Genomic DNA, 25212 nt, shown 5'->3' with positions numbered 1-25212 from the left:
TCTGCTAGGGCGCGTCGTGCAACAGCTGCTGCTCAAGCCACTGTTTCAGCGCGGGTGAAGCCGCTTTCAGGCTGTTCGATCCGCGGGTGATGGTGGCGATCCCCGCGCCCAGTTCATTTTTTAACTCGCGCTGGCTCATCTCGCCGCGCATCAGTTCCTGAATGATCCGCACCCGGGTGCCCAGCGCGGTGCGCTCGTCCGGCGTCAACATCAGCTGCAGCAGCGGTTGATGCAGTTCTTGCGCAAAGGAATTCTGCAGCAGCGCGACGAAGCGCAGCCAATCCTCATTGCCTTGTTCTGAAAGAGCGGGGTCGTTTAACGATAATTGCGTCATGGCAGCCACCATACTATTTAACTAGTACAGCAGCATACCATAGGGCCGTCAAAATCAATAACGTCTCTGCCACTCGGCGTCGGTCAGCACCTTGGCCGGCCGGTGCGTCAGATAACGGTAAAACGCATCATAAGCCAGCACGTTCTTGACGTAGCCGCGGGTTTCAGAGAACGGAATGCTTTCGATAAATGCCACCGGATCGATCCGCCCCGCGCTGTTGCCCAGCCAGGTATTCACCCGCGACGGGCCGGCATTATAGGCGGCGCTCGACAGAATGCGGTTGCGGCCAAACTGCTGATAGACCGACTCCAGATAGCTGGTGCCGATGGTAATATTGGTCTGCGGATCGAACAGTTGGCTCGGGCCGACATAGCCGGGAATATTGTACATCTGCACCGTATGCTGCGCGGTGCGCGGCATCACCTGCATCAGGCCGGTAGCGCCAACCGGCGACTGCGCTTTCGGATTCCAGGCGCTCTCCTGACGCGCGATCGCCATCGCGTAGCTGGTGGTGATCCCCTTGTCATCGGTCGCGCGGCGGAACTCCTGCGGCCAGGCGACCGGGAAACGCTCCTCCAGATGATCCCACAGCTTGCCGACGATGGTCGCCTGCACGCTCAGATCGGCCCATTTTTGCTCAAAGGCGTAGCGCGCCAGCGCTTCTTGTTCCGGCCGGCTGCGGCTGGCGACATACGAGCCCCACTCGCTGCGGGCCAGGTTGTCCATATTCCAGTACATCAGCTCACGCACCCGGGCGACCTCCGGCCCGTCGACCAGCGACGTGCGCGGCTTGGCCGCCACCGCCACCATCACCGGATAAGTGGCGTTCAGCTTCTGCGCCGCGACCATCGGATAGAAGCCGCGTTCGGTCATCAGGTTACGCAACATCTCCTCGCCTTCGGCGCGTTTGCCTTCGTCCATCAGTTGACTGGCGCGCCAGTAGCGCCACTCATCCTTGTTGCGCGACTCTTCCGGCAGGCGGGCCAGCCAGGTCGCGACGCCCTGCCGATCGCCGTTGCCCAACGCCATGCGTACTCGGCGCTCCAACAGCGAAGGCGAACGGCTGCGCAGAATCACCTGATCGCGCCACTGCGCCTGCTCGTAGGTAGCGTCGCTGCCCATCAGGCGCCAGGCCACCGCCTCTTCCAACCCCAGCCGTTCGTCGTCGCTCATTTTCTGCAACCGCGCGAGCGTCGGGATCATCGCCCGCGCGTTTTCCACATCCTGCCGCGCCAGGCGTTCAAAGGCGATGCCGGTGGCGGCACGGGTAAAGTCAGTCGGCCCCACGCTGCGGGCGAAGGCTTCCACGGTGGTCGGATCGTTTTGCAAGCGCACCAGGGCGTTGCCCATGGTTTGATAGTCGGCCGGCAACTGGCCGTAAAGGTTGCTGACCAGCGAACTGTTACCCTCTTTCAACGCCAGCTTCATGCGCGCCAGAATATCCAGCGGCGTTTGCTTGCCTGCGCCGCGCCAGACGCTGAACAGACGATCGCAGGCGCTCGGCAACGTTTTGCCGTTCAGCCACAGTTCATCGGCGCCGCTCCAGGCCGCCTGCTGGTCACCGGTAGCCCATTTGGCGTAGTAATAGTTGCAGCGCGCAGCCACCGGTTTGGGCGGCTGCGCGCTGAAGGCCAACAGGGTGCGCCAGTCTTCGCGCCGCGCCAGTTCATTGACGAAGCGCGGCACCAGTGATTTCGCCGGCGGCAGCGTCGGGTGGCGTTTGATAAAGTCGTTCACCTCGGAGAACCCCGCCTGGCTCAGATCCTGTGTCAGCTCGCGGTATTCCAGGTAAGGATAAAGCGGGTAATCGCGCAGCGTCGGCATCAGCTGCGCCACCACGTCCATTTGATTGCCGTCCCACGCCTGTTTGATCTGCTGGTAACGCTGACGTTGCGCATCCAGAGAATCCGCCAGCGCCGCGCCTGAAAACGCCGTCAGACACAGGCCCATTGCCAACAGCCGTCGCTTGTCCACCTTGACCATCCTCGCTCTTTCCTCACTGGTTGTACCGCAGGAGCCGCCCAGCTCCCCGGTGACCGCCGCACCACGGCGCCGCGGGACAAAATAAAGCCGGGCGCACGGCCCGGACGCGGATATCTACCATAGACAGCGCAATCGCTTATCCATTCAATACTGTAGAAGAAGAAGTGTATCGCCATGACGGGGGCCAGGTAAAAAACGTTTACTTTGGCTGACAAATCAGGCCGGCGGGATATTTCCAGCCACCGGATTTTTATTAGCTGCCCCGGCACTTATTGGAGAAGTAAAATACTTTTTAATTATTAGCCATCACATTATTGCATTTTCGACATGACGCCGCCGTTGCGCAAATCGCCTGACAGCAGGCTAAACGCGCCAACTTTGCAGAAAAGCGGTGGCAAACCCGGGTGGGCATTTTTATACTATCAAAAATAAGTAAGATAATTCCGAGAAAACAGCACATAAAGCGCCCAACGAAGACATCTTATAATACAATCCGCGCCAATTATGGGTTAGATAGTGTTCATTAGGCAGTGCGACTGACAGCTTTCAGCAAAACGATTGTCCCTTCAAGCGGGCCGGATTTTTCCTTGTCAGGCCACGGCCTGCGGGCGGTGGATCAGGCCGGAATGGCGGGTGAAGATGGTGAATAAGACCGCGATAGCGATGCGTTGCGCAAAAAGCCCCGAACCGGGCTTCCTTGACGCACGCCTGAATATCGGCCGCCTGCTGCTGATCGTTTTGTTGGTGCTGCTGACGTTGTCCGAGCCTGCGCACGCCGCCGCTGATCCCTATCAAAAGCGCACGCACGCCGTGACGACCGTGGTGGTAGGCATCATCAGCTACGCACGCTGGTCGCGTGAACCCAATCCGATCCGCTTGTGCGTGACCGCACCCACCCAGTATGCCGAAGGGCTGTTCGATCCGATCCTGCTGAGCGCGCCGCGTCCGATTAAAGCCGAGCGCGTGCCGTTCGACAGCCCAACGCTGAGTACCGGCTGTGATGTCATCTACTTAGGGAACATCACCGCCGCGCAGAGACAAAATTTCATGCAGCGCATTTCCGGCAACTCCATTCTCAGCATCAGCGAGAACGATAGCGAATGCTCCGCCGGCAGCGCATTTTGCCTGCAGATTGATGGGGACCAGGCCAGCTTCAAGGTCAACCTGGATGCTCTGGCGCGCAGCGGCGTGCGCGTTCACCCCAACGTGCTGCAGCTGGCACGCAAACAGGCGCCGCCGCTATGAGGCTGTTGCGTAGAAACCGCTCCGGCAATGCGCGCCCGACGCTGGGCCGAGTGCTGCAGCGTGTGCATCTTGGGCTGGCGCTGATCGCCGTCGGCACCGCCGGCATCTTTTTGACGCTGGTGGCGCTGTTTGCGCTGCGCGCCTATGCCAATCACAACCTGCACCTGATCGCGCGCTCCATCAGCTATACCGTCGAGGCCGCCGTGGTGTTTGAAGACCGCACCGCCGCGCGCGAAGCGCTGATGCTGATATCCTCCAATGAAGAGGTGTCGGACGCGCGGATCCTCGACAACAACGGCAAGATGCTGGCCAACTGGCGCCATCCTACCGATGGGCCGCTGCACGGCCTGGAGCAGATCGTCGCGCACTGGGCGCTGCCCGAACCGGTCATTCTGCCTATCACCCACGAGGGCAAACAGGTCGGCCAGGTCTGGCTGAGCGGCAACGGCGGCAGCCTGCTGCGTTTCCTGTTGCGCGGCATGGTCGGCATGATCGCCTGCCTGGTGCTCAGCACCCTGTGCGCCCTGGTGTTGTCGCGCCGCATGCTGGTCGGCATCGTCAGTTCGCTGGACGACATCGCCAACGTGGCGCATGCAGTGCGCCGCGATCGCACTTTCGGCCTGCGGGTGCCGTCGGCGCCTATCGCCGAGCTGCATGAGCTCAGCAACGATTTCAACGGCTTGCTCGACGAGCTGGAGGCCTGGCAGGCCCATCTGAAACAGGAAAACGACTCGCTGGCTCACCGGGCGACGCACGACAGCCTGACCGGCTTGCCGAACCGCGCCTTCTTCGAAGGGCGGCTGAGCCGGGCGCTGGGCGATATCGAACCGCCGGCGAAATTGGCGGTGCTGTTTATCGACGGCGATCGCTTCAAGGAGGTGAACGACAGTTACGGCCACGCCGCAGGCGATGCGGTGCTGACCACCATTGCCGGGCGCATTCGCGCGCAGTTGCGCGAGACCGATCTGGTCGCCCGCCTGGGAGGGGATGAATTCGCCGTGCTGTTGGCGCCGGTACACGGCACGGAAGATGTCTTGCAGATCGCTGACAACATCATCGACTGCATGACGCAACCGGTCATTTTGCCGAACGACGAGGCGGTCATCACCTCTCTGAGTATCGGTATTGCGCTGTACCCTGATCACGCGTCGACGCCTCAGGGTCTTTTGCACGAAGCTGACGATGCGATGTATCAGGCAAAGCATCGTTATAACGGAGGCTGGCGGCTGGCTATACATAAATAAGAGCCCCGGCTATAACACTTGAACTAGGGATTTTGACTATGATACAGCAACTGTTTAAAGGTCGTTTTTCACTGCTGGCGATGGCGTTCGTCGCCCTGCTGGCGCTCGCCGGCTGCCAGAGCAAACCGCAGGGCCTGACGCCCGAGCAGGTTGCGCTGCTGCAATCGCAGGGCTTCAAACTGACCGATAACGGCTGGGAGTTCGGCCTGTCGGATAAGGTGCTGTTCGGCAACAACATCGGCAAGCTGAACCCGGAAAGCACCGAGACGGTGCAGAAGATGGGCCGTGCGCTGCTGAGCGTCGGCATCACCAAGTTCCGCCTGGACGGCCATACCGACAACTACGGTGAAGACAGCTATAACGATCAGCTTTCCCTGCGCCGCGCCGATGCGGTGGCCGATCTGCTGGCCAGCGTCGGCATTCCGCGCGCCAATATCGAAACCCGCGGCATGGGCAAGCGCGATCCCGTTGCCGATAACCGCACCTCCAGCGGCCGCGCGGAAAACCGCCGCGTCGCGATCGTCGTCACGCCATAAGCCACCAATATGCGCCTTTATCGGCGCATAAACGGTTATACTTGGCGATCGCTGAGCGATGTCTGGGATCCGAGATCGAAACGGGCTACACTCATGCCGCCAGACATCCTATAAATACTGATATAGAGAGGCTTAGAGCAACGTGGCTCAATACGTCTATACCATGCACCGCGTCGGCAAGGTGGTACCGCCGAAGCGTCATATTTTGAAAAACATCTCCCTGAGCTTCTTCCCTGGGGCAAAAATCGGCGTGCTGGGCCTGAACGGCGCCGGTAAGTCCACCCTGCTGCGCATCATGGCCGGCATCGATACCGATATCGAAGGGGAAGCGCGCCCGCAGCCGGGCATCAAGATCGGTTACCTGCCGCAGGAGCCGCAGCTTAACCTCGAACACACCGTGCGTGAATCGGTGGAAGAAGCGCTGGCGGAAGTGGTCGGCGCGCTGAAGCGCCTGGACGAAGTGTACGCGCTGTACGCGGAAGAAGGCGCAGACTTCGACAAGCTGGCCGCCGAACAGGGCCGCCTGGAAGAGATCATTCAGGCGCACGACGGTCACAACCTCAACGCCCAGCTGGAACGCGCCGCCGATGCGCTGCGCCTGCCGGACTGGGACGCCAAAATCGCCCACCTGTCCGGGGGTGAACGCCGCCGCGTCGCGCTGTGCCGCCTGCTGCTGGAAAAGCCGGACATGCTGCTGCTGGACGAACCGACCAACCACCTGGACGCCGAGTCCGTGGCCTGGCTGGAACGCTTCCTGCACGACTTTGAAGGCACCGTGGTGGCGATCACCCACGACCGTTACTTCCTGGATAACGTGGCCGGCTGGATCCTCGAACTCGACCGCGGCGAAGGCATTCCGTGGGAAGGCAACTACTCGTCCTGGCTGGAGCAGAAAGACGCGCGTCTGGCGCAGGAAGCGTCCGCCGAAGCCGCTCGCCGCAAGTCGATCGAGAAAGAGCTGGAGTGGGTGCGTCAGGGCGCCAAAGGCCGTCAGTCCAAAGGCAAGGCCCGCCTGGCCCGCTTTGAAGAGCTGAACAACACCGAATACCAGAAACGTAACGAAACCAACGAACTGTTCATTCCACCTGGCGCGCGCCTGGGCGATAAAGTGGTCGAAGTCAGCAACCTGCGCAAGTCTTATGGCGACCGCCTGCTGATCGACGACCTGTCGTTCTCGGTGCCGAAAGGCGCGATTGTCGGCATCATCGGCCCGAACGGCGCGGGTAAATCCACGCTGTTCCGCATGATGTCCGGTCAGGAGCAGCCTGATTCCGGCAGCATCGTGCTGGGCGACACCGTCAAACTCGCTTCCGTCGATCAGTTCCGCGACAGCATGGACGGTTCGAAAACCGTCTGGGAAGAAGTCTCCGGCGGGCAGGACATCATGCGCATCGGCAACACCGAGATGCCGAGCCGCGCCTATGTCGGGCGCTTCAACTTCAAGGGCGTCGATCAGGGCAAACGCGTGGGCGAGCTGTCCGGCGGTGAGCGTGGCCGTCTGCACCTGGCCAAGCTGCTGCAGGTTGGCGGCAACGTGCTGCTGCTCGATGAACCGACCAACGACCTGGATATCGAAACCCTGCGCGCGCTGGAAAACGCCCTGCTGGAATTCCCTGGCTGCGCCATGGTGATCTCGCACGACCGTTGGTTCCTCGACCGTATCGCCACCCACATCCTGGACTACCAGGACGAGGGCAAGGTGGAATTCTTCGAAGGCAACTTCACCGAGTACGAAGAGTACAAGAAGCGCACGCTGGGCGCCGATGCGCTCGAGCCGCACCGCATCAAGTACAAAAAGATCGCCAAGTAATGCCCAAGGCGCCGCATGCGGCGCCTTTTTTTACCCCCGCGCCAACTCGCGCGCGTAATCGTCGAACGCCGGGTGCTGCAGCACCACATCGATGAAACAAGCCAGCGCCGGGGAGTTCAGCTTGCGGCTCGGGTAGACCAGATACAGCTCGTTCCCTTCCGCACGCCACGCCGGCAATACCTCCACCAACAGCTTCTGCGCCACCACCTCGCGGCTGAGAAACGCCGGCAGCAACGTGATGCCGGCACCGGCAATGGCGCATTCGCGCGCATACAGCAGGTTGTCGGTGGTGTGCGCCAGCGGCAGCTGCCAACGATAGTAGTCATCGCCGCAGCGCAGGTTCCAGGCCGTCCAGGCGCGGTGGGCGATGCAACGATGCTGCTGCAGTTGCTGCGGATGTTCGATCGGCGGGTGCTGCGCCAGGTAGGACGGCGCCGCCAGCAGATAGCGCGGCGCGTACCCGAGGCGTCGGCCGATCAGCGAAGAATCCTGCGGCTTGCCGGTGCGCAGCGCGGCGTCGTAACCTTCCTGCACCAGATCCACCATGGCGTCGGACACCGACACCTCCAGCGAAACGTCCGGATACTGGCGCTGAAAATCCGCCGCCAGCCGCGCCACCAGGGTCGCCCCCAGCCCGGCCGGCGTCGAGATGCGCAGGCGCCCGCTCGGGTTATCGCGCAGCCGCTGCAACGCCAGATCGGCGCGTTCGGCAGCGGACATCATCGCCTGACAATGCTCCAGATAACGCTCGCCGGCGAAGGTCAGGTTCAGCTGGCGCGTGGTGCGATTGAGCAAGCGCAGCCCCAGCGTCTGCTCAAGCTGGCTGATGCGCTGGCTGACGCTGGATTTCGGCAACCCCACGCGCTGCGCGGCGGCGGTAAAGCTGCCGCACTCCGCCACCAGCGCGAACAGCGCCATATCCTGCAGCTGTTTGAATTCCATTGTTCACCTTAAACGAACACTCCGTTAGATATTGTCCATCTTATCACCCCACTGCCGCGGGTCTACACTGGGGGCATCATTTGAAAGGAGTACAATCATGTCGATAAAAGCCATTGCCGTAGACCCGCAGAACCCCGCCAGTTTCATCGAAATCTCACCGGAGATGCCGGTTCCCGGCCAGTACGATCTGCTGGTGGAAGTGAAAGCGGCGTCGGTCAACCCGGTGGACACCAAAGTGCACGCCGGCCTGCAGAAAAGCGGCCTGCAGCAGCCGCGCGTCCTCGGCTGGGACGCCAGCGGCATCGTGGTGGGCGTGGGCAGCAGCGTCAGCGGCTTCAAGCCCGGCGATGAAGTGTGGTACGCCGGCGACATCACCCGCCCCGGCAGCAACAGCAGTCACCAACTGATCGACTCACGCATCGCCGCGCACAAACCGCGCAGCCTGAACTGGGCCGAGTCCGCCGCCATGCCGCTCACCGCCCTCACCGCCTGGGAGGCGCTGTTCGAACACCTGAACATTCAGGACGCGCCGGAGCACAAGACGCTGCTGATCATCGGCGGCGCCGGCGGGGTCGGCTCGCTGGCCATTCCGCTGGCCGCATTGCGCAGCAAGGTGAAAGTGATCGCCACCGCATCAAGACCTGAATCCGCCGCCTGGTGCCGTGAGCGCGGCGCCGATCTGGTGGTGGACTACCGCGATCTGAAGGGCAACCTGGCGCAGCACGGCATCGAGCAGGTGGATTACATCCTGTGTCTGAACGATACCGACGGCCACTGGCCGGCGATGGCCGAACTGATCGCGCCGCTCGGCCATATCTGCACCATCGTTGAGAACGCGCAGCCGTTGGATCAAAACGCGCTGAAGCTGAAAAGCGCCGCGCTGCACTGGGAGTTCATGTTCACCCGCAGCATGTTCACCACCCCGGATATCGCGCAGCAGGGCAAGATCCTGCAGCAGGTGGCGCAGCTGCTGGACGAGGGCAAGCTGAGCACCACGCTGAGCGAAACCCTGCACGGGCTGTCGGTAGACACGCTGACCACCGCGCATCAACAGCTGCTCGGCGGCCATATGCAAGGCAAGCTGGTCATCGCTTACTGAGCCTGAATCGCGGCGGCGCAGCGCGCCGCCGTTACTGCGGACGAACGAAGCCGACGCACAGCATCTGCTCGTCGCTCTGCGGATCGGCGCGGAAGGTCAGCGTCTGCTGCCAATCGAGGCGCATCTTCGGCCAGTGGGCCAACTCACCGCCAAAGTCGCTGTGCGCGCAGTCTTCACCCAACCGCCCGAACAGGGCGACGCCGTGCTGCGCAATCTGCGGATAGCTGATGTTGACGTTGTAGATATTCGGCCGCGCATGATTGGACCAACGCGTAATGGTCCGCGGCCGGGAACCGGCGTACACCGTCATCCACTGCGACAGGTATTCGCCGCCGACGTAGCGCAGTTCAACGCCATACCGCTCTTGCCACTGCCGCTCCACCCCGGCGCTGAACGCCTTGATACCCACCATTTTCTGACCGGCGTTGCGCACGTTGCCCAGCATCACCGCGGCATACCCCAGATAGACCGCCAGCGCCGCACACATCAGCCCAATGGTTGCCGCGCGCAGCGAACGCACCGGCGGCTGGCGCACGCAACCGACCAGCAGCGCGGGCGCCAGCATGAAGAAAGGCTGCAGCCATTCGGTCAGCCGGCCGCCGACGTTGAAAGAGAACCAGAAGGTAATGATGCCGAGCGGCAACAGATAGACCCACAGCAACACCCGCATCGGCAACGCCGGTGGCCAGGCCAGCACCGCCCCGCTACGCCGCAGGATCCCCCACAGCACCAGCGACGGATAGAACACCAGCAGCAGCGACTGCAGCATATCGAGGTTGAGCTGCATCTTGATCTGCGAATCCACCCACTTGAAGGCGGCAAAGTCGTGGTTCCACAACCAGAACACGTTCGGCAGCACCAGCGCCAACCAGATCGCCACCGCCAGATAGAACTGCGGCTGGCGATAGCAGCGGCGGATCTGCGGCACGAATAGCGTCGACAGCGCAGCGAAATAGACAAAGGCGAAGGTCGAGTACTTCGCCATCATCGCCAGCCCGGCGGCCAACGCGAAGGCCGGCCACCAGTTGGCCGAACGCGAAATAGCCAGGTGGAAAAACAGCGCCATCCACGGCCACAGCATCACCAACAGGTAATTGTCGTTGTAGGGAATGATGTCGAAATTGATGATGCCGGACAGGTTGAGCGTCAACAGCGCCATCCAGGCCAGCGAGGTGCTGCCGCTCAGCCGGCGCGCCAACAGCCAGACACCCAGCATGCCGATGGCGATGGCGATGAAGTGCCCGCCATACCAGTACAGGTTCAGCGGCAGCCACGAGAACCCGATCGCCGGCTGCATCGCCGCCCCGACCAGCCACGGGTTTTTCGGTGAGCCCCACTCGCCGTTGAGGCCCCAGTTGAGCGCCTCGACGGCGTCGTAAGGCAGGGTAGGATCGAGATGAACAGTCAGCAGCGTCCAGGCTGCGGCATAGCAGACCAACCAAAGAGCGAGCAAGCGATAAGACATGTCTTCTTCTGAGCGTTATTGTAAAGAAAATCTTACCGTAGTCGCTGTCGAATGAACCATGTTTAAACAAGCCGTTAAATATGCGCCCGGGCGGCCGTTTCTGCCGCCGCGACCGCACATTCCGCTAATTTTCTCAGCCTGCGGCGTGATGCTGGGCGGGCGCGTTCGCCAACCGGCCGGCGTCCGCCGCCAGCAACTGTTGCACCAGCTCGACGCAGCGCAGAAAACGCTCTTCGTAATCGCTGGACTCAACGTGCACATACTCGATGTCGTTGGCGCGCAGCATTTCCTCCAGCAGGCGCTGGAACGCCAGACGATCGGCGGTGCTGCCGAGGCTGCGCAGGCCATCCGCCACCCACGGCGTGTTGTTTTCCAGCAGGATCACCAGATCGAAACGGTATTCGTCGATCAGCGCCTGCACAAAGGGGTGTTCACGCCCCTCGTACTTTTTGCAAAACGCCTGGGTGGTGACGAAATCGGTATCGATAAACGCCACCTTGTTGGCGTACTTGACCGCGAAATCCACGTATTGCGCCTGCCCGAGGGCAATTTTGTCGTAGTCGGAGTATTGCAGCGCCATCTCGTCGCCGCCCAGGTGCGAGAACACGTAATCGCGGCCATATTCCCAGGCGCTGGTGGTGTTGAAGATGTTGGCCAGCTTGTTGACCAGCGTCGATTTGCCGCTCGACTCGCCGCCGAGGATCGCCACGGTGCGCACGAAGAACGGCTTCACCTCGGTCGGGATGTAGTCCCAATAGCGGAATGGATCCTGGCGGATCTGATTGCCGCTGATGTTCATGAACGAACGCTCGGGATCGACCAAAATGGTTTCGATGCCCAGATGCTCGCGGTAGCGCGGCGCATCCTGCGCTTCGCTGGAATAAATGAAGCTCGGCACGATGCCCTTCTGTTCCATAAAGGCCTTCATGCCGTCGCTCCACACGTTCCAGCCGTGCGGATAGGGTTCGATGCCCTGCTCGTCGAACGAGTGGATATGGATGTTTTTCTGGTACTTGAAGGTCTGCAGCAGCCAGCGCAGGCGATCGCTGACCGTCGGCTGTTGCGACATTGAACTGTTCTCGAACAGCTCGCGGTCGCGAGGTTCGTCGTGGCACAAAATAACGTGCAACTCGTCCACCTGGCTGCAGGCGCGCTGGATCAGATAGATGTGGCCGGTATGCAGCGGGTAAAATTTACCAAACACCACGCCGACTTTAACCTCTTTACGCGGGAACTCCAGCCCGAGAAAACGGTGCAGCGCCTCAAGTTTTTGCGCGCTCGGGCTTTTGATTTTGTCGTTCAAAAGCTGGCTCAGATAGCCCTTGGTCATGCCGCTGGCATCCGCCACCTGCTGCAGCGTGCAGCCCTTTTGCTTGATGGACGTCTTCAGGTAATCAAATTGCGGCATGGCCACCTCCGTTTAATATGCTAAACAAAATAGCATATCTTGCTCGCCGTCGGCGACATTAATAAAACCCTTCCAGCACGTCCAGCGCGTCCGCCAGCTTCTTGACCCCGAACACCTGCATGTTGGCCGGCGGCTTTTTCGGCATATTGCCGTGCGGCACGATGGCGCGCTTGAAGCCGTGCTTGGCCGCTTCGGAGATGCGCTCCTGGCCGCTCGGCACCGGGCGGATCTCCCCCGCCAGCCCCACTTCGCCGAACACCACCAGATCGTTCGGCAGCGGCCGATCGCGCAGGCTTGAGACCAGCGACATCAGCAGCGCCAGGTCGGCGCTGGTCTCGCTGACCTTCACCCCGCCGACCACGTTGACGAACACGTCCTGATCCGACATCTGCAGCCCGCCGTGCCGGTGCAGCACCGCCAGCAGGATCGCCAACCGGTTCTGCTCCAGGCCCACCGCCACGCGGCGCGGGTTGGACATCATCGAGTGATCCACCAGCGCCTGGATCTCCACCAGCAGCGGCCGGGTGCCTTCCCACACCACCATCACCGAGCTGCCGGAAGTGACTTCATCGCCGCGGCTAAGGAAGATCGCCGACGGGTTGCTGACTTCGCGCAGCCCCTGTTCGGTCATGGCGAACACCCCCAGCTCGTTGACCGCGCCGAAGCGGTTCTTGTGGCTGCGCAGGGTGCGGAAGCGGGAATCGGCGTCACCGTCCAGCAGCACCGAACAGTCGATGCAGTGTTCCAGCACTTTCGGCCCGGCCAGCGAGCCGTCTTTGGTGACGTGGCCGACCATCACGATCGCCACGCCACGCGTCTTGGCGAAGCGCGTCAGGTAGGCGGCGGTTTCCCGCACCTGCGCCACGCTGCCCGGCGAAGACTGAATGTCCGCCATGTGCATCACCTGAATCGAGTCGATCACCATCAGCTTCGGCTGTTCCTGCTCGGCAATCAGGCAGATCTGCTCGATGCTGGTTTCCGACAGCATGTTCAGGCCGCCGGTCGGCAGCCCCAGACGGTGGGCGCGCATCGCCACCTGCTGCAGCGATTCCTCGCCGGTGACGTACAGGGTTTTCATCTGTTCAGACAGCTTGCACAGCACCTGCAGCAACAGGGTGCTCTTGCCGGCGCCGGGGTTGCCGCCGATCAGAATGGCGCTGCCGGGCACCACGCCGCCGCCCAGCACGCGGTCGAACTCGAGAAAGCCGGTGGTGAAGCGCGGCAGCGCCTCCAGGCTGATTTCCGACAGCTTCTGCACCTTGCTGACGCCGGCGTCGCCGGCATAGCCGCTGAGGCGATCGTTGCGCGCCGCTGCGGGCGACGCGGCCAAACGCACTTCCGTGATGGTGTTCCAGGCATGACAGGCGCTGCACTGCCCCTGCCAACGCGGATAGTCCGCCCCGCACTCATTGCACACAAATGCCCGTTTTGCCGCTTTTGCCACGTCTTACCTCAATCTTTCGTTATCGCACTTCGTGTTTCAGGCTGCCGGTGAGAATACACAGCACGCCCATCAGATCCGCATGCCGGATCGATACCTGCGCTTTTTCATACACTTTCGGCTTGGCGTGGTAGGCGATGCCCAGCCCCGCCGCCTGCATCATTTTCAAATCGTTGGCGCCGTCGCCGATGGCCACGGTTTGCGCCAGCGGGATCTCCAGCTTCTCCGCCAGCCGCAGCAGCGTGTCGGCTTTGAACTGCGCGTCCACCACCGGCCCCAGCACTTCGCCGGTCAGCTTGCCGTCGCGGATCTCCAGCTCATTGGCCGCCGCCGCCACCAGCCGCAGCCGGTTGCGCAGGTATTCGGCGTAGTAGGTGAAGCCGCCGGAGGCGATCGCCACATGCCAGCCCATCGCCTGCAGCTTGCCCACCAGGCTGGTCAGCCCCGGCATCAACGGCAGCTCGTCGCGCACCTGCTTGAGGATGTTGGCATCGGCCCCTTTCAGCGTGCCGACGCGCTGGCGCAGGCTGGCGGTAAAGTCCAGCTCGCCGCGCATCGCGCGTTCGGTGACTTCCGCCACCTGCTCGCCGACGCCCGCCAATTTGGCGATCTCGTCGATGCATTCGATCTCGATCGCCGTCGAATCCATGTCCATCACCAGCAGCCCCGGCGTGCGCAGGTGCGGGATCTTGCCGAGCGGCGCCACGTCCAGCCCGCTCTCCGCCGCCAGCAGCTTGGCGCGCGGCGTCAAGGTGCCCGCCAGGCGCACGACCTGATAGTCGTCCACGCCCCAGGCGGTGACGATCACCATCGCCGCGCCCAGCTTGCGTTGGAATTGCGTAATCCGCGCCTTGTCCAGCTTTCTGCCGTATAACAGCCACCCGGTATTGCCCGCCCGGTAGTCCAGCGGCATCACTTCGTCGCCGCTGAGCGAAAGGGGAAGACCCGGCCATTGAGAGATCTCCGCCGGAAGATCGCAATAGGTCAGACTGTTTGACATCATTGACTCCTGAATGGACAAAAACGCTGCATGATAAAACGACGCATCAAGCTATCCTATCGCCAGCGGTTCTGGCAACATAAAGTGTCCCCGATGCCCAAGGAACCTGCATGGCTCGCGCTAAACTGAAATTTCGCCTGCACCGCACCGCTATTATCCTGATTTGCCTGGCTTTGCTGGTGCTGCTGATGCAGGGCGCCTCTTATTTTAGCCTGAGTCACCAAATGGCGCGATCCGAGCAGGTGGAAGAGTTGGCGCAGACGCTGACCAAACAGGTCGCCTACAGCCTGGCGCCGCTGCTGGACGACGACGGCAACAACCCGCGCATCGACGCCATCCTCAAGCAGCTCACCGATCACAGCCGCATTCTCGACGTCAGCGTGTATCAGCTTGACGGCACGCTGGTCTCCCACGCCGGGGAACAGATAAGTATACGCGACCGCCTGTCGCTCGACGGCAAACGCGCCGGCAGCTACTTCAACCACCAGTTGGTCGAATCCATTCAGGGCAAAGACGGCCCGATCGGCTTTATCCGCATCACCCTCGACACCCACGTGCTGGCGACCGAATCCAAGCAGGTGGACAACACCACCAACCTGCTGCGCCTGATGATCCTGCTGGCGCTGGCGATCGGCATCATTCTGGCGCGTACCCTGCTGCAACACCGCCGCAGCCGCTGGCAGCAGTCGCCGTACCTGTTGACCGCCAACACGCCACTGGAAGAAGGCAATACGGTGGAAGACGACGAAGAGGATGCGCCGGAGATAAAGCAGGAAGCGCCGAAGAAGGAGTAACTCAGGCCAGGCGCTGAATGCGTTCTCGCCGTTTTATTGTCCTTTCAGTGAATAGATTGCCCGTAACGGCTACACCCATAATCAATTGAAAGGTAAAGCGTTAGCCAAAAACGGCCGTGCGGAATGAATAGATTGACGGGCGGGCGCCATGACGACGCCCGCCGCGGTATTACGCTTTGTCGCCCAGCAGCACGGATTCCAGCGCGATAACGATCATTTCGTTAAAGGTGGTCTGGCGTTCCGCCGCCGTGGTCGCTTCGTGACGCAGGATGTGGTCGGACACGGTGCAGATGGTCAGCGCCTTACAGCCGAACTCTTCGTACAGCTCCGCCGCCACGCCGTAGATGCCGGCCGCTTCCATTTCCACGCCCAGGATGCCGTACTTCTTCATCACCTGGAACATGTCCGGATCCGGGGTGTAGAACAGATCGGCGGAGAAGATGTTGCCCACGCGCGCCGGGATGCCCTGCGCCGCCGCCGCGTCGACCGCGTTGCGCACCATGTCGAAGTCGGCGATCGCCGCGTAGTCGTTATCCTTGAAGCGCAGACGGTTCACCTTGGAGTCGGTGCACGCGCCCATGCCGATCACCACGTCACGCAGTTTGATATCGTCACGCACCGCGCCGCAGGAACCCACGCGAATGATCTTCTTCACGCCGAATTCGGCAATCAGCTCGCGCGCATAGATGGAGCAGGACGGGATGCCCATGCCGTGGCCCATTACGGAGATGCGGCGGCCTTTGTAGGTGCCGGTGAAGCCCAACATGCCGCGCACGTTGTTCACTTCCACCGCGCCTTCCAGGAAGGTTTCGGCGATGTATTTTGCGCGCAGCGGGTCGCCCGGCATCAGTACTACGTCAGCGAAATCACCCATCTCAGCATTAATGTGCGGCGTAGCCATAATTTTCTTCCTTTAGAAATCTTATTTAATAAAAACGTCAAACATCCAAGCCTTGAATTTCGAGTTGCAGCCAGGCAGCTAGCGGGTGAATCCCCAGGAACTTACTTGAGTAAGCGACTGGGGTTCACGCGTGAAGCTAACAACGCTGCGGCTTGAAAGACAGGGCTTAGAACATGGTCTTACCGTAATCCATCGGCGACAGGCCAAAATAATTGGCGACGGTCTGGCCGATGTCGGCGAAGGTCTCGCGGTGGCCCAGCGAACCCGGTTTCACTTTCGGACCGTAAACCAGCACCGGGATGTGCTCGCGGGTGTGGTCGGTGCCCGGCCAGGTCGGGTCGCAGCCGTGGTCGGCGGTGAAGATGATGATATCTTCGTCTTTCACCAGCTTCAGCAGCTCCGGCAGGCGGCGGTCGAACAGCTCCAGCGCGGCGGCGTAGCCCGCCACGTCGCGGCGGTGGCCGTAAGAGGAGTCGAAGTCCACGAAGTTGGTGAACACGATGGTGTTGTCGCCGGCCTTTTCCATTTCAATCAGGGTCGCGTCAAACAGAGCATCGATGCCGGTCGCCTTCACCTTCTTGGTGATGCCGACGTTGGCGTAGATGTCGGCGATTTTACCGATCGACACCACTTCGCCGCCCTTCTCGTCCACCAGCTTTTTCAGCACGGTCGGCGCCGGCGGCTCTACCGCCAGATCGTGGCGGTTGCCGGTGCGCTGGAAGTGGCCCGGCTTATCGCCGACGAACGGACGCGCGATCACGCGACCGATGTTGTAACCGCCTTCGGTCAGCTCTTCACGCGCGATTTCGCACAGCTCATACAGACGATCCAGGCCGAAGGTTTCTTCATGGCAGGCGATCTGGAACACCGAGTCGGCGGAGGTGTAGAAAATCGGCTTGCCGGTTTTAATGTGCTCTTCGCCCAGCTGATCGAGGATCACGGTGCCGGATGAGTGGCAGTTGCCCAGGTAGCCCGGCAGATTGGCGCGTTCGACCAGTTTGTCCAGCAGCGCCTGCGGGAAGCTGTTGTGCTCGTCCTTGAAGTAGCCCCAGTCGAACAGCACCGGCACGCCGGCGATTTCCCAGTGGCCCGACGGCGTGTCTTTACCGGAAGAGAGCTCGCTGGCGTAAGCGTAAGCACCGATGATGTCGGCGTTGCGATCCAGCCCCTGCGGGAAGTTGCCGGTGGACTCCTCCGCCGCTTTGCCGAGGCCCAGACGGCTCAGGTTAGGCAGCGTCAGCGGGCCCTGGCGGCCCACGTTGGCTTCACCGCGCGCGCAAACCTCGGCGATGTGGCCCAGGGTGTCGGACCCCTGGTCGCCAAAACGTTCGGCGTCTTCGCTGGCGCCGATGCCGAAGGAGTCCAATACCATAATAAATGTGCGTTTCATCTGTGCTCTCCTGCGTGTTCTCACGCTATTGCGACCGCAAAACTGCAATCGCCCTTATTCTCTAAATTTATACCCAATGGATTTCAAGTTGTAGCTAGGCGGCTAGCGCGTGTATCCCCAGGAGCTTACTCAAGTAAGTGACTGGGGTGCACGCGTGCAGCCAACAACGCTACGGCTTGAAAGACGAGGGTCATCACGCTTGAGTGATGCGCTTATACACCACCGGCGTCGCCTCCGGCGCCTTGTCGCTCAGCGTCATTGCGCTGCGCACCGCATCGGCCGCCAGCTGCCAGCTCTCTTCATCGTTGGCGTGGATCATCGCCAGCGGTTGCTGGGTATCCACCTTATCGCCCAGACGCGCTACCTCGGTCAGGCCAACGCTGTAATCGATGGCGTCGCTCGCCCGGCGGCGGCCGCCGCCCAGCGACACCACCGCCATACCCAGCGCGCGGGTATCCATGGCGCTGATGATGCCCGGCTTTTCAGCATACACCGGCTTGCTCAGCGTTGCCGCCGGCAGATAGCTATCATAACGTTCGACGAAGTCTATCGGCCCTTGCTGCGCCGCCACCATGCGGCCAAACACCTCAGCCGCTTTGCCGTTGTCCAGCACCGCCTGCAGCTTGGCGCGCGCATCGGCCTCGTCTTGCGCCAGGCCGCCGGACAGCAGCATCTCCACGCACAGCGCCAGCGTCACTTCCAGCAGGCGCGGGTTGCGGTATTCGCCGGTCAGGAAGCGTACCGCTTCGCGCACTTCCACCGCGTTGCCGGCGCTGGAAGCCAGCACCTGGTTCATGTCGGTCAGCAGCGCGGTGGTCTTGCAGCCCGCGCCGTTGGCCACGCCGACGATCGCCTGCGCCAAATCTTGCGACAGGGCATAGGTCGGCATAAAGGCGCCCGAGCCAACCTTCACGTCCATCACCAGCGCATCCAGCCCTTCCGCCAGTTTCTTGGCCAGAATAGAGGCGGTGATCAGCGGGATCGAATCCACGGTGGCGGTGATGTCGCGGGTGGCGTAAAAACGCTTGTCCGCCGGCGCCAGCGAACTGGTCTGGCCGATGATCGCCACGCCGACGTCCTGAATGATTTTGCGGAAGGCGTTATCGTCCGGGAAAATATTGAAGCCCGGAATGGCTTCCAGTTTGTCCAGCGTGCCGCCGGTATGCCCCAGGCCGCGGCCGGAGATCATCGGCACATAGCCGCCGCAGGCCGCCACCATCGGGCCGAGCATCAGCGAGGTCACGTCACCCACGCCGCCGGTCGAATGCTTGTCAACGATCGGGCCATTCAGCGCCAAACTCTTCCAGTCCAGCACGGTGCCGGAATCGCGCATCGCCATGGTGAGCGCCACGCGCTCCGGCATGCTCATGTCATGGAAATAAATGGTCATCGCCAGCGCGGCGATCTGCCCTTCCGACACCACGTTGTCGCGAATGCCGTTGATGAAAAAGCGGATTTCCGCTTCGCTTAACGGCTGGCCGTCGCGTTTCTTACGAATAATTTCTTGAGCCAGGAACAAGGCATCCCCCTGTGTCGCCGAGAGTCGGTGCAGACGGGCGCGCCTGGCGCCCGCCAACGAAATCGATCAGTAGCCGCCGCCGGCGGTCTGGGTCTGGTGGCCCAGCGCGGTCAGCAAGCTGGCCAGCAGGCTGGAAGCGCCAAAGCGGAAATGCCGCGCATCGGCCCACCCTTCGCCCAGAATACGATCGGCAAGTTGCAGATAATGCAGCGCGTCTTCCGCGGTGCGCACGCCGCCGGCCGGCTTGAAGCCCACCGTCTTCGCCACGCCCATATCGCGGATCACCGACATCATCAGCTCGGCGCTCTCCAGGGTGGCGTTGACCGGCACCTTGCCGGTGGAGGTCTTGATAAAGTCCGCCCCGGCCTTGATGGCGATCTCGGACGCCTTGCGGATCAAATCGGCCTGTTTCAGCTCACCGGTTTCGATGATCACTTTCAGCAACACGTTGGCCGCCTGGCAAGCCTGCTTGCACTGTTTCACCAGCTCGAAGCCGACCTGTTCGTTGCCGGCGATCAGCGCGCGGTATGGGAACACCACGTCCACTTCATCCGCGCCATAGGCGATCGCCGCGCGGGTTTCCGCCAGCGCGATGTCGATATCGTCATTGCCATGCGGGAAGTTGGTCACGGTGGCGATGCGGATGTCCGGCGTGCCTTGCTCGCGCAGCGCCTTACGCGCCACCGGGATAAAACGCGGGTAGATGCAGATGGCCGCCGTGTGGCCGGCCGGGCTGTTGGCCTGACGACAGAGCGCGATCACTTTCTCGTCGGTGTCATCATCATTCAGCGTGGTTAAATCCATCAAGTTCAGCGCACGTTGCGCTGCTGCGGTTAATTCGGTCATAAAACTCTCCAACTGAGTACCTGGGTGTTGGCGAGCGGACTTGGTTCCATGAAGATAGCGCTGGGGAACGGCGTTCCCGCGGCGGCAACTGAGATCCTTCTCACCGCACATGGCCACCCGCCTTGCGGCCGGCCAGTAATAGCTATTTGAACACGAATGCCGCAGGCGATTCGCGTTCATCGTCACACTATATGAAATAGCACTGTAACAGACCGGAATTATATGTGAAGAACATCACAAAATAACGCGATATCGTTCACAAATTCGCTAAAGAAGCGGCTGAAGATCGCGGATGCGGCAAGCACCCGCGTTGCTTAGAGTATAGGCGGAGTCCCGCGATCGGTCGCGCCGTCGCGGGCTCCGTGATGGCTTACAGCGCCAGGAAGAAGCCGGCGATGGTGGCACTCATCAAGTTGGACAGCGTGCCCGCCGCCACGGCCTTCAGACCGAAGCGCGCGATGTCGTGGCGACGGTTGGGCGCCATGCTGCCCAGACCACCCAGCAGGATCGCCACCGAGGAGAGGTTGGCGAAGCCGCACAACGCGAAGGAGATGATCGCCTTGGTGTGCGTCGACAGTACCTGCAGGCCTTCCGCCGCCACCACGTCATCCGGGCGCAGATAGGCGCCGAAGTTCATGTAGGCGACGAACTCGTTGACGATGATCTTCTGTCCGATGAACGAACCGGCGGTCATCGCTTCGCTCCACGGCACGCCGATCAGGAAGGCGATCGGTGAGAACACCCAGCCGAGGATCAGCTCAAGCGACAGCTGCGGATAATCGAACCAGCCGCCGATACCGCCGAGAATGCCGTTAAGCAAGGCGATCAGCGCGATAAACGCCAGCAGCATCGCACCGACGTTCAGCGCCAGCTGCATGCCGGAAGCCGCGCCGGAAGCCGCCGCATCGATCACGTTGGCCGGACGATCCTCTTCGGCGATCAGCTTCATCGCATCGTCTTTATCGTGGGTCTGCTCGGTTTCCGGCACCATCAGCTTGGCGAACAGCAGCCCGCCCGGCGCGGCCATGAAGGATGCGGCGATCAGGTATTCCAGCGGCACGCCCATCTGCGCGTACCCCGCCAACACCGAACCGGCTACCGAAGCCAGGCCGCCGCACATCACGGCGAACAGTTCTGACTGGCTCATGGTGGCGATATAGGGGCGCACCACCAGCGGCGCTTCGGTCTGGCCGACGAAAATGTTGGCGGTCGCCGACAGCGATTCGGTGCGCGAGGTGCCCAGCAGCTTGTGCAGGCCGCCGCCCAGCACGCGGATCACCAACTGCATGATGCCGAGGTAGTACAGCACCGCAATCAGCGAGGAGAAGAACACGATCACCGGCAGGACGCGCAGCGCGAACACGAAGCCGCCGCCGCCGAACACCTCGAACATCTTGTCGGACACCAGCCCGCCGAAAATGAACGAAATGCCCTGATTGCCGTAGGCGATAACGTTTGCCACGCCGTTAGACATACTGCCGAGGATGCTGCGGCCCAGCGGCACGTACAGCACCAGCGCGCCGATGCCGACCTGAATGATGAACGCCCACACGACGGTACGCAATTTGATGGCCCGACGGTTGCTGGAGAGCAGCACCGCAATGGCGATCAGCACCGCCATACCGACCAGACTCATGATGAGTTGCATGCAAAGTTTCCCTGTTGCAAAAAATAAAATACATCCCTGCTCATGAAGAGAGGTCTGCTATTGGAGAGTTTCGGGGGGATTATACTGAGCGAGGTCACCCTCGCACCGATTTATGTCACAAATGTATACAACGAGACGCAAATGAAAATCTTATAACGTGACGCAGGTCACGTTATAAACCCATCAATCCGGCATGGCAAACAGTGACTGGGTATTGCGTTGCAGGTGAGCGGCGATCTCGTCGGCCGGTTCCGGCCGCAGCGCGCAAAGCGTGTGAAACACCTCGGCGGCGCGCTCGGGGCGATTCGGCTGCCCCTGATAGCCGGCCAGCGGCATGTCCGGCGCATCCGTCTCCAGCAGCAGCGCCTCAAGCGGCAGTTGCGCCATCACGCCGCGCGTTTTCTGCGCCCGCTCATAGGTGATGGTGCCGCCCACGCCGATGTAATAGCCGAGGCGGATAAACGCCTGCGCCTGCGACAGGCTGCCGGCGAAGCCGTGCACCACGCCGCGGCGCGGCAGTTGCATGCGCCGCAGCGCCGCGGCCAGCTGATCGTGGGTGCGGCGCGAGTGCAGGATCACCGGCAGGTCATGCTGTTTCGCCAGCCTCAGCTGGGCCAACAGCACGCTTTGCTGGCGCTCGAACTGCGGGTTGTCCATATACAGATCGAGCCCAATCTCCCCCACCGCCACCAGCTTGCGCGGCCGTTCGGCCAACAGCGCCGCCAACTGTTCCAGCTGCGGCTCATGATGCTGCGCGATATACAGCGGGTGCAGCCCCAGCGCGGCGAACAGCGGCGCGTGATCCTGCGCCAGCCGCAGCACCCGCGCAAAGCGATCGGCAGTGACCGTCGGGACGATGATGCGCTGCACGCCGGCGCTTGCCGCCCGCGTCAGGCTTTCGGCCTCGTGTCCGGTAAAGGGTGGGAAATCGAAATGGCAGTGGGTGTCGGTAAAGGCGTAGCTCACAGCGCGCCCCCTTCACCCGGCGGCAGATCGCCCGGCAGAATGAGTTTCGGCGCCGCCACCGCAGCCTCCGGCTGCGCCGTGAGATCGGGCGACATGGCGATGTCGGTCACGATCGGCGAAGGCATTCTGACATTCTCGGGCTGGATCAGGCGGCGCGACAGCGATTTTCGCACCTTTATGCCGTCCGGTTCCTGCTGCGCCATCCACTGGCCGACGGTGGCCAGGAAGTAGCGGCCGCAGCGGCGCCCCAGGTGATAATCCTGATTGAGCGCCCCCAGTCGGCTGCCCAGCGCATTGCTGGCCAGCGGCTTAGGCGGGAAGATCTCGAAGATACGCAGCTTGCCCGGCGGCTTCTCGATAAAGCGCTGGATGCGGTGATAGCTTTGCTCATGATGCTGCAGGATGCGCACCATCTGCTGCAGGCTGCTGTCGCTCAGCCAATGCTCCATACGCTTCATCCACTGCGGGGTGTAGTACATTTGCGAAGGCACGGTGCGGATCACCACGATGGTGTCGGCGCCGCGGCGATAGGCCTCTTCCACCGGAATCGCATCGCTGATGCCGCCGTCCTGATAGCTGACGCCGTCCAACTCCACGCCCTGACGGTAGAAGCCGGGAATGGCGCTGGACGCCTTGATGGCCGGCAGCCAGCGTTCGCGCTGCGCCGGCAGATAGGCCGGTTCGAAATCGTCGCTGCGGCAGGCGCACAGCAGGAATTCGCGCCCGTCGATAAAGTGCTGTTCCGCCACGTCCATCGCCAGCGGCATCTGCGCCGCCGCCGTATCAACCAGCCAATCGAGATCGATCAGATGCCCGCCGCGCACGAAGCGCAGCGGATTGAAGAACTGTGCCGAAGTGGTGTAACGGGTGATCACCCGGCGCGCGTAGCCCATCTGCCCACAGATATAGGCAGACAGATTCTGAGCGCCGGCCGATGTGCCGATCAGCAGATCGAAAGGGTTAAAGCCCGCGCGCTGAAACTCGTCCAGCACGCCGGCGGTGAAAATGCCGCGCTGGCCGCCGCCTTCGCAGACCAGCGCCATCTTGCCTGGCCGAAAGGGTTTAGACGCCAGCGGTTCTATATTGCCGAGCGTGATGGGTATTCTGTATCCCAACTTGGCATCCTCAGTGAGACGTTTTCTCCGAGGATACCGCGTCTCGCTCTCTTCCGTAATCCTCTTGCAGTACACCGGCGAGGAAATCGTTGCTGCCGGCCAGCCAGGCGCAATCGCTGCCGGACCATTCGGCCCACGCCTGCCATACCTGGCCTTTCAGCTGTTTCCAGCGCCCGACGATGATGTCGCTGTTCATGGCCGGCCCTCCCCGAGGTGAGAAAAGGAATTAAGCTTTGTTACAGTTTACGGGAAAATGCCGGCCGGCTAAGGGCGCCGACGGCCGGTGAACAGGCTGACCAGGAACAGGATGATGCCGACAACGAACACCACCTTGGCGGCCCAGGCGGCGGTGCCCGCCAGCGAACCGAATCCCAGTGCCGCAGCGATAAGCGCGATAACTAAAAAGATAATGCCCCAACGAAACATAAGCTTCTCCTTACCATTGTGAAAAAATTCTCTGCTGTCTGCCGCCCCGACAGCGGGACGTCGACGGCAAATCAGTTTCTTTTTTTGGTGGTACACGTCGGGCCGCCTTCACGGCCCGACAGATGCGGCTTGTTGTTACTTGTTACGGGCGCCTGGCGGGATTACGGCTTGACCACCAGGTCGTTTTTCACGCTTTTCACGCCGTCGATGGCCTTGGCGATGCTTTCGGCACGCTCAGACTGCGCCTGCGTTTTCACCTCACCGGAAAGCTGCACCACGCCATCGGTGGTTTCCACTTTCACATTGCGCGACGGCACGATGTCATCGGCCAGCAGCTTGGCTTTCAGCTCGCTGGTGGTGGCAGTGTCGCCGGCATACGATTTGATCGACTGGTTGGCTTCGTCCTTCACGTGCAGCTTGTCGCTGACGGTCTTGACGCCTTCCACCTTACCGGCAACCGCGACCGCATGTTCCGCCTGCGCCTGGCTGCCGACAAAGCCGCTCAGGATCACGGCGCCTTTTTCGGTTTTCACCGAAATGTCAGCGCTTTTGATGGTCTTATCTTCCACCAACGCACTTTTAACTTTAGCCGTTATCGCGCTGTCATCCATGTAACCGTCAACTTTTTTCATGGAGCTATCGATTTTGGCACCGGCACTATCCGCGGCGTTAGACGCCTTGTTTAACAGGCTGTCTTCGGCCAGTGCAGTGCCGCTCACCAGAGCAGAACCCAAAACAACAGCCATCAGCGAGTGTGCAAATTTGGTCTTTTTCATCGATCTCTTCCTTTTGTTGGGGGCTCGCAGCGCCAGAGCGCCGGAACCCTTCAGCCGCCTTCACGCGGCCTCTCGGTAAATACTTCATCATCGCTATACGATTAAGCGTTCACGACAGGAGTCTTGCAACGGCCGTGCCAATCCAAAAAACACCTTATTTATCAAAGATAAAAATTTTTCAGTTGGATTTTTAATCAACAAACTGTCGTCTATTGACGACAGACTAAGCCACACAAAACTGAAACATACCTATCTTATTGATATTTAAAGACACTAACTGTCTCCTATCGGCAACACATCAGAATAACTCACCAAACAAGCAAC

General features: G+C 61.4%; 23 protein-coding genes. 6 read left to right on the top strand and 17 right to left on the bottom strand.

The annotated features are described in order from the left end of the window. Positions 1–4: 4 nt before the first annotated feature. Both trpR and sltY read right to left on the bottom strand, forming a co-directional pair. Positions 5–334: a trp operon repressor gene (gene trpR, locus ACTJJ6_RS14540; RefSeq protein WP_016929152.1), complete on the bottom strand. Its 330-nt coding sequence runs from the start codon at positions 332–334 to the stop codon at positions 5–7. 54 nt (positions 335–388) lie between these two features. Beyond that, on the bottom strand, positions 389–2317 hold the full coding sequence (sltY, locus tag ACTJJ6_RS14535) for a murein transglycosylase (protein ID WP_016929153.1): 1929 nt from the start codon (positions 2315–2317) through the stop codon (positions 389–391). Between the two features lie 639 nt (positions 2318–2956). On the opposite strand from sltY, the gene ACTJJ6_RS14530 reads away from it, so the two are divergent. The 4 genes from ACTJJ6_RS14530 (at position 2957) to ettA (ending at position 7152) form a co-directional block, all read left to right on the top strand. Then, positions 2957–3562 carry a YfiR family protein gene (locus tag ACTJJ6_RS14530; RefSeq protein WP_015376603.1) on the top strand — a complete coding sequence of 202 codons (606 nt, stop codon included), beginning with the start codon at positions 2957–2959 and terminating at the stop codon, positions 3560–3562. Further along, positions 3559–4806 (top strand): diguanylate cyclase domain-containing protein, encoded by a 1248-nt coding sequence (locus tag ACTJJ6_RS14525; RefSeq protein ID WP_016929154.1) that lies wholly within the window; start codon positions 3559–3561, stop codon positions 4804–4806. Before ACTJJ6_RS14530 ends, ACTJJ6_RS14525 begins: the two co-directional genes overlap by 4 nt. Positions 4807–4844: 38 nt before the next feature. Next, positions 4845–5342 (top strand): OmpA family protein, encoded by a 498-nt coding sequence (locus tag ACTJJ6_RS14520; RefSeq protein ID WP_016929155.1) that lies wholly within the window; start codon positions 4845–4847, stop codon positions 5340–5342. A gap of 142 nt (positions 5343–5484) precedes the next feature. After that, positions 5485–7152 carry an energy-dependent translational throttle protein EttA gene (gene ettA / locus ACTJJ6_RS14515; protein WP_025159620.1) on the top strand — a complete coding sequence of 556 codons (1668 nt, stop codon included), beginning with the start codon at positions 5485–5487 and terminating at the stop codon, positions 7150–7152. A 30-nt stretch (positions 7153–7182) separates the two neighbouring features. Here the strand turns inward: ettA and ACTJJ6_RS14510 are convergent, their stop codons facing one another. Then, complete coding sequence (locus ACTJJ6_RS14510) at positions 7183–8094, bottom strand: LysR family transcriptional regulator (protein WP_016929157.1); 912 nt, start codon at positions 8092–8094, stop codon at positions 7183–7185. A gap of 97 nt (positions 8095–8191) precedes the next feature. Here ACTJJ6_RS14510 and ACTJJ6_RS14505 point away from each other — a divergent pair, with 97 nt between their 5' ends. Next, positions 8192–9193 carry a zinc-binding alcohol dehydrogenase family protein gene (locus ACTJJ6_RS14505; protein ID WP_151254332.1) on the top strand — a complete coding sequence of 334 codons (1002 nt, stop codon included), beginning with the start codon at positions 8192–8194 and terminating at the stop codon, positions 9191–9193. Positions 9194–9224: 31 nt separating this feature from the next. On the opposite strand, the gene ACTJJ6_RS14500 is transcribed toward ACTJJ6_RS14505, so the two are convergent. The 4 genes from ACTJJ6_RS14500 to serB form a co-directional block, all read right to left on the bottom strand. Continuing rightward, positions 9225–10658, bottom strand: a complete 1434-nt coding sequence (locus tag ACTJJ6_RS14500; RefSeq protein WP_049300119.1) for a glycosyltransferase family 39 protein — start codon at positions 10656–10658, stop codon at positions 9225–9227. A gap of 133 nt (positions 10659–10791) precedes the next feature. After that, entirely contained in the window at positions 10792–12066 is a 1275-nt protein-coding gene (nadR, locus tag ACTJJ6_RS14495; protein ID WP_016929160.1) for a multifunctional transcriptional regulator/nicotinamide-nucleotide adenylyltransferase/ribosylnicotinamide kinase NadR, read from the bottom strand. Between the two features lie 58 nt (positions 12067–12124). Then, entirely contained in the window at positions 12125–13510 is a 1386-nt protein-coding gene (gene radA, locus ACTJJ6_RS14490) for a DNA repair protein RadA (protein ID WP_094143784.1), read from the bottom strand. A 19-nt stretch (positions 13511–13529) separates the two neighbouring features. Then, positions 13530–14507, bottom strand: a complete 978-nt coding sequence (serB, locus tag ACTJJ6_RS14485) for a phosphoserine phosphatase (protein WP_004933052.1) — start codon at positions 14505–14507, stop codon at positions 13530–13532. 110 nt (positions 14508–14617) lie between these two features. On the opposite strand from serB, the gene ACTJJ6_RS14480 reads away from it, so the two are divergent. Continuing rightward, entirely contained in the window at positions 14618–15301 is a 684-nt protein-coding gene (locus ACTJJ6_RS14480) for a YtjB family periplasmic protein (protein WP_151254331.1), read from the top strand. Between the two features lie 169 nt (positions 15302–15470). On the opposite strand, the gene deoD is transcribed toward ACTJJ6_RS14480, so the two are convergent. The 10 genes from deoD to osmY all read right to left on the bottom strand — a co-directional run bounded on the left by deoD (position 15471) and on the right by osmY (position 24888). Then, entirely contained in the window at positions 15471–16202 is a 732-nt protein-coding gene (gene deoD, locus ACTJJ6_RS14475) for a purine-nucleoside phosphorylase (protein ID WP_004933059.1), read from the bottom strand. Positions 16203–16368: 166 nt separating this feature from the next. After that, a complete protein-coding gene (gene deoB / locus ACTJJ6_RS14470; RefSeq protein WP_440802752.1) occupies positions 16369–17592 on the bottom strand; it encodes a phosphopentomutase in 1224 nt (407 codons plus the stop codon). A gap of 193 nt (positions 17593–17785) precedes the next feature. Further along, complete coding sequence (deoA, locus tag ACTJJ6_RS14465; RefSeq protein WP_048796556.1) at positions 17786–19111, bottom strand: thymidine phosphorylase; 1326 nt, start codon at positions 19109–19111, stop codon at positions 17786–17788. Positions 19112–19177: 66 nt separating this feature from the next. Continuing rightward, positions 19178–19957, bottom strand: coding sequence for a deoxyribose-phosphate aldolase (deoC, locus tag ACTJJ6_RS14460; RefSeq protein WP_016929165.1), 780 nt, complete (start codon positions 19955–19957; stop codon positions 19178–19180). A 370-nt stretch (positions 19958–20327) separates the two neighbouring features. Next, complete coding sequence (locus tag ACTJJ6_RS14455; protein ID WP_004933076.1) at positions 20328–21605, bottom strand: NupC/NupG family nucleoside CNT transporter; 1278 nt, start codon at positions 21603–21605, stop codon at positions 20328–20330. A gap of 183 nt (positions 21606–21788) precedes the next feature. After that, positions 21789–22571: a metal-dependent hydrolase gene (locus ACTJJ6_RS14450; RefSeq protein WP_016929166.1), complete on the bottom strand. Its 783-nt coding sequence runs from the start codon at positions 22569–22571 to the stop codon at positions 21789–21791. Then, positions 22568–23686: a patatin-like phospholipase family protein gene (locus ACTJJ6_RS14445; protein WP_028127872.1), complete on the bottom strand. Its 1119-nt coding sequence runs from the start codon at positions 23684–23686 to the stop codon at positions 22568–22570. Before ACTJJ6_RS14445 ends, ACTJJ6_RS14450 begins: the two co-directional genes overlap by 4 nt. Before the next feature lie 10 nt (positions 23687–23696). Further along, entirely contained in the window at positions 23697–23882 is a 186-nt protein-coding gene (locus ACTJJ6_RS14440; RefSeq protein ID WP_025305210.1) for a CsbD family protein, read from the bottom strand. A gap of 68 nt (positions 23883–23950) precedes the next feature. Next, a complete protein-coding gene (locus ACTJJ6_RS14435) occupies positions 23951–24112 on the bottom strand; it encodes a DUF1328 domain-containing protein (RefSeq protein WP_004933089.1) in 162 nt (53 codons plus the stop codon). Positions 24113–24273: 161 nt separating this feature from the next. Further along, entirely contained in the window at positions 24274–24888 is a 615-nt protein-coding gene (gene osmY / locus ACTJJ6_RS14430) for a molecular chaperone OsmY (RefSeq protein ID WP_016929169.1), read from the bottom strand. Positions 24889–25212: the final 324 nt, after the last annotated feature.

Source organism: Serratia sp. 22278 (assembly GCF_052045405.1).
Lineage (GTDB): Bacteria > Pseudomonadota > Gammaproteobacteria > Enterobacterales > Enterobacteriaceae > Serratia > Serratia marcescens.
This window is presented reverse-complemented; position numbering and strand designations above follow the sequence as displayed.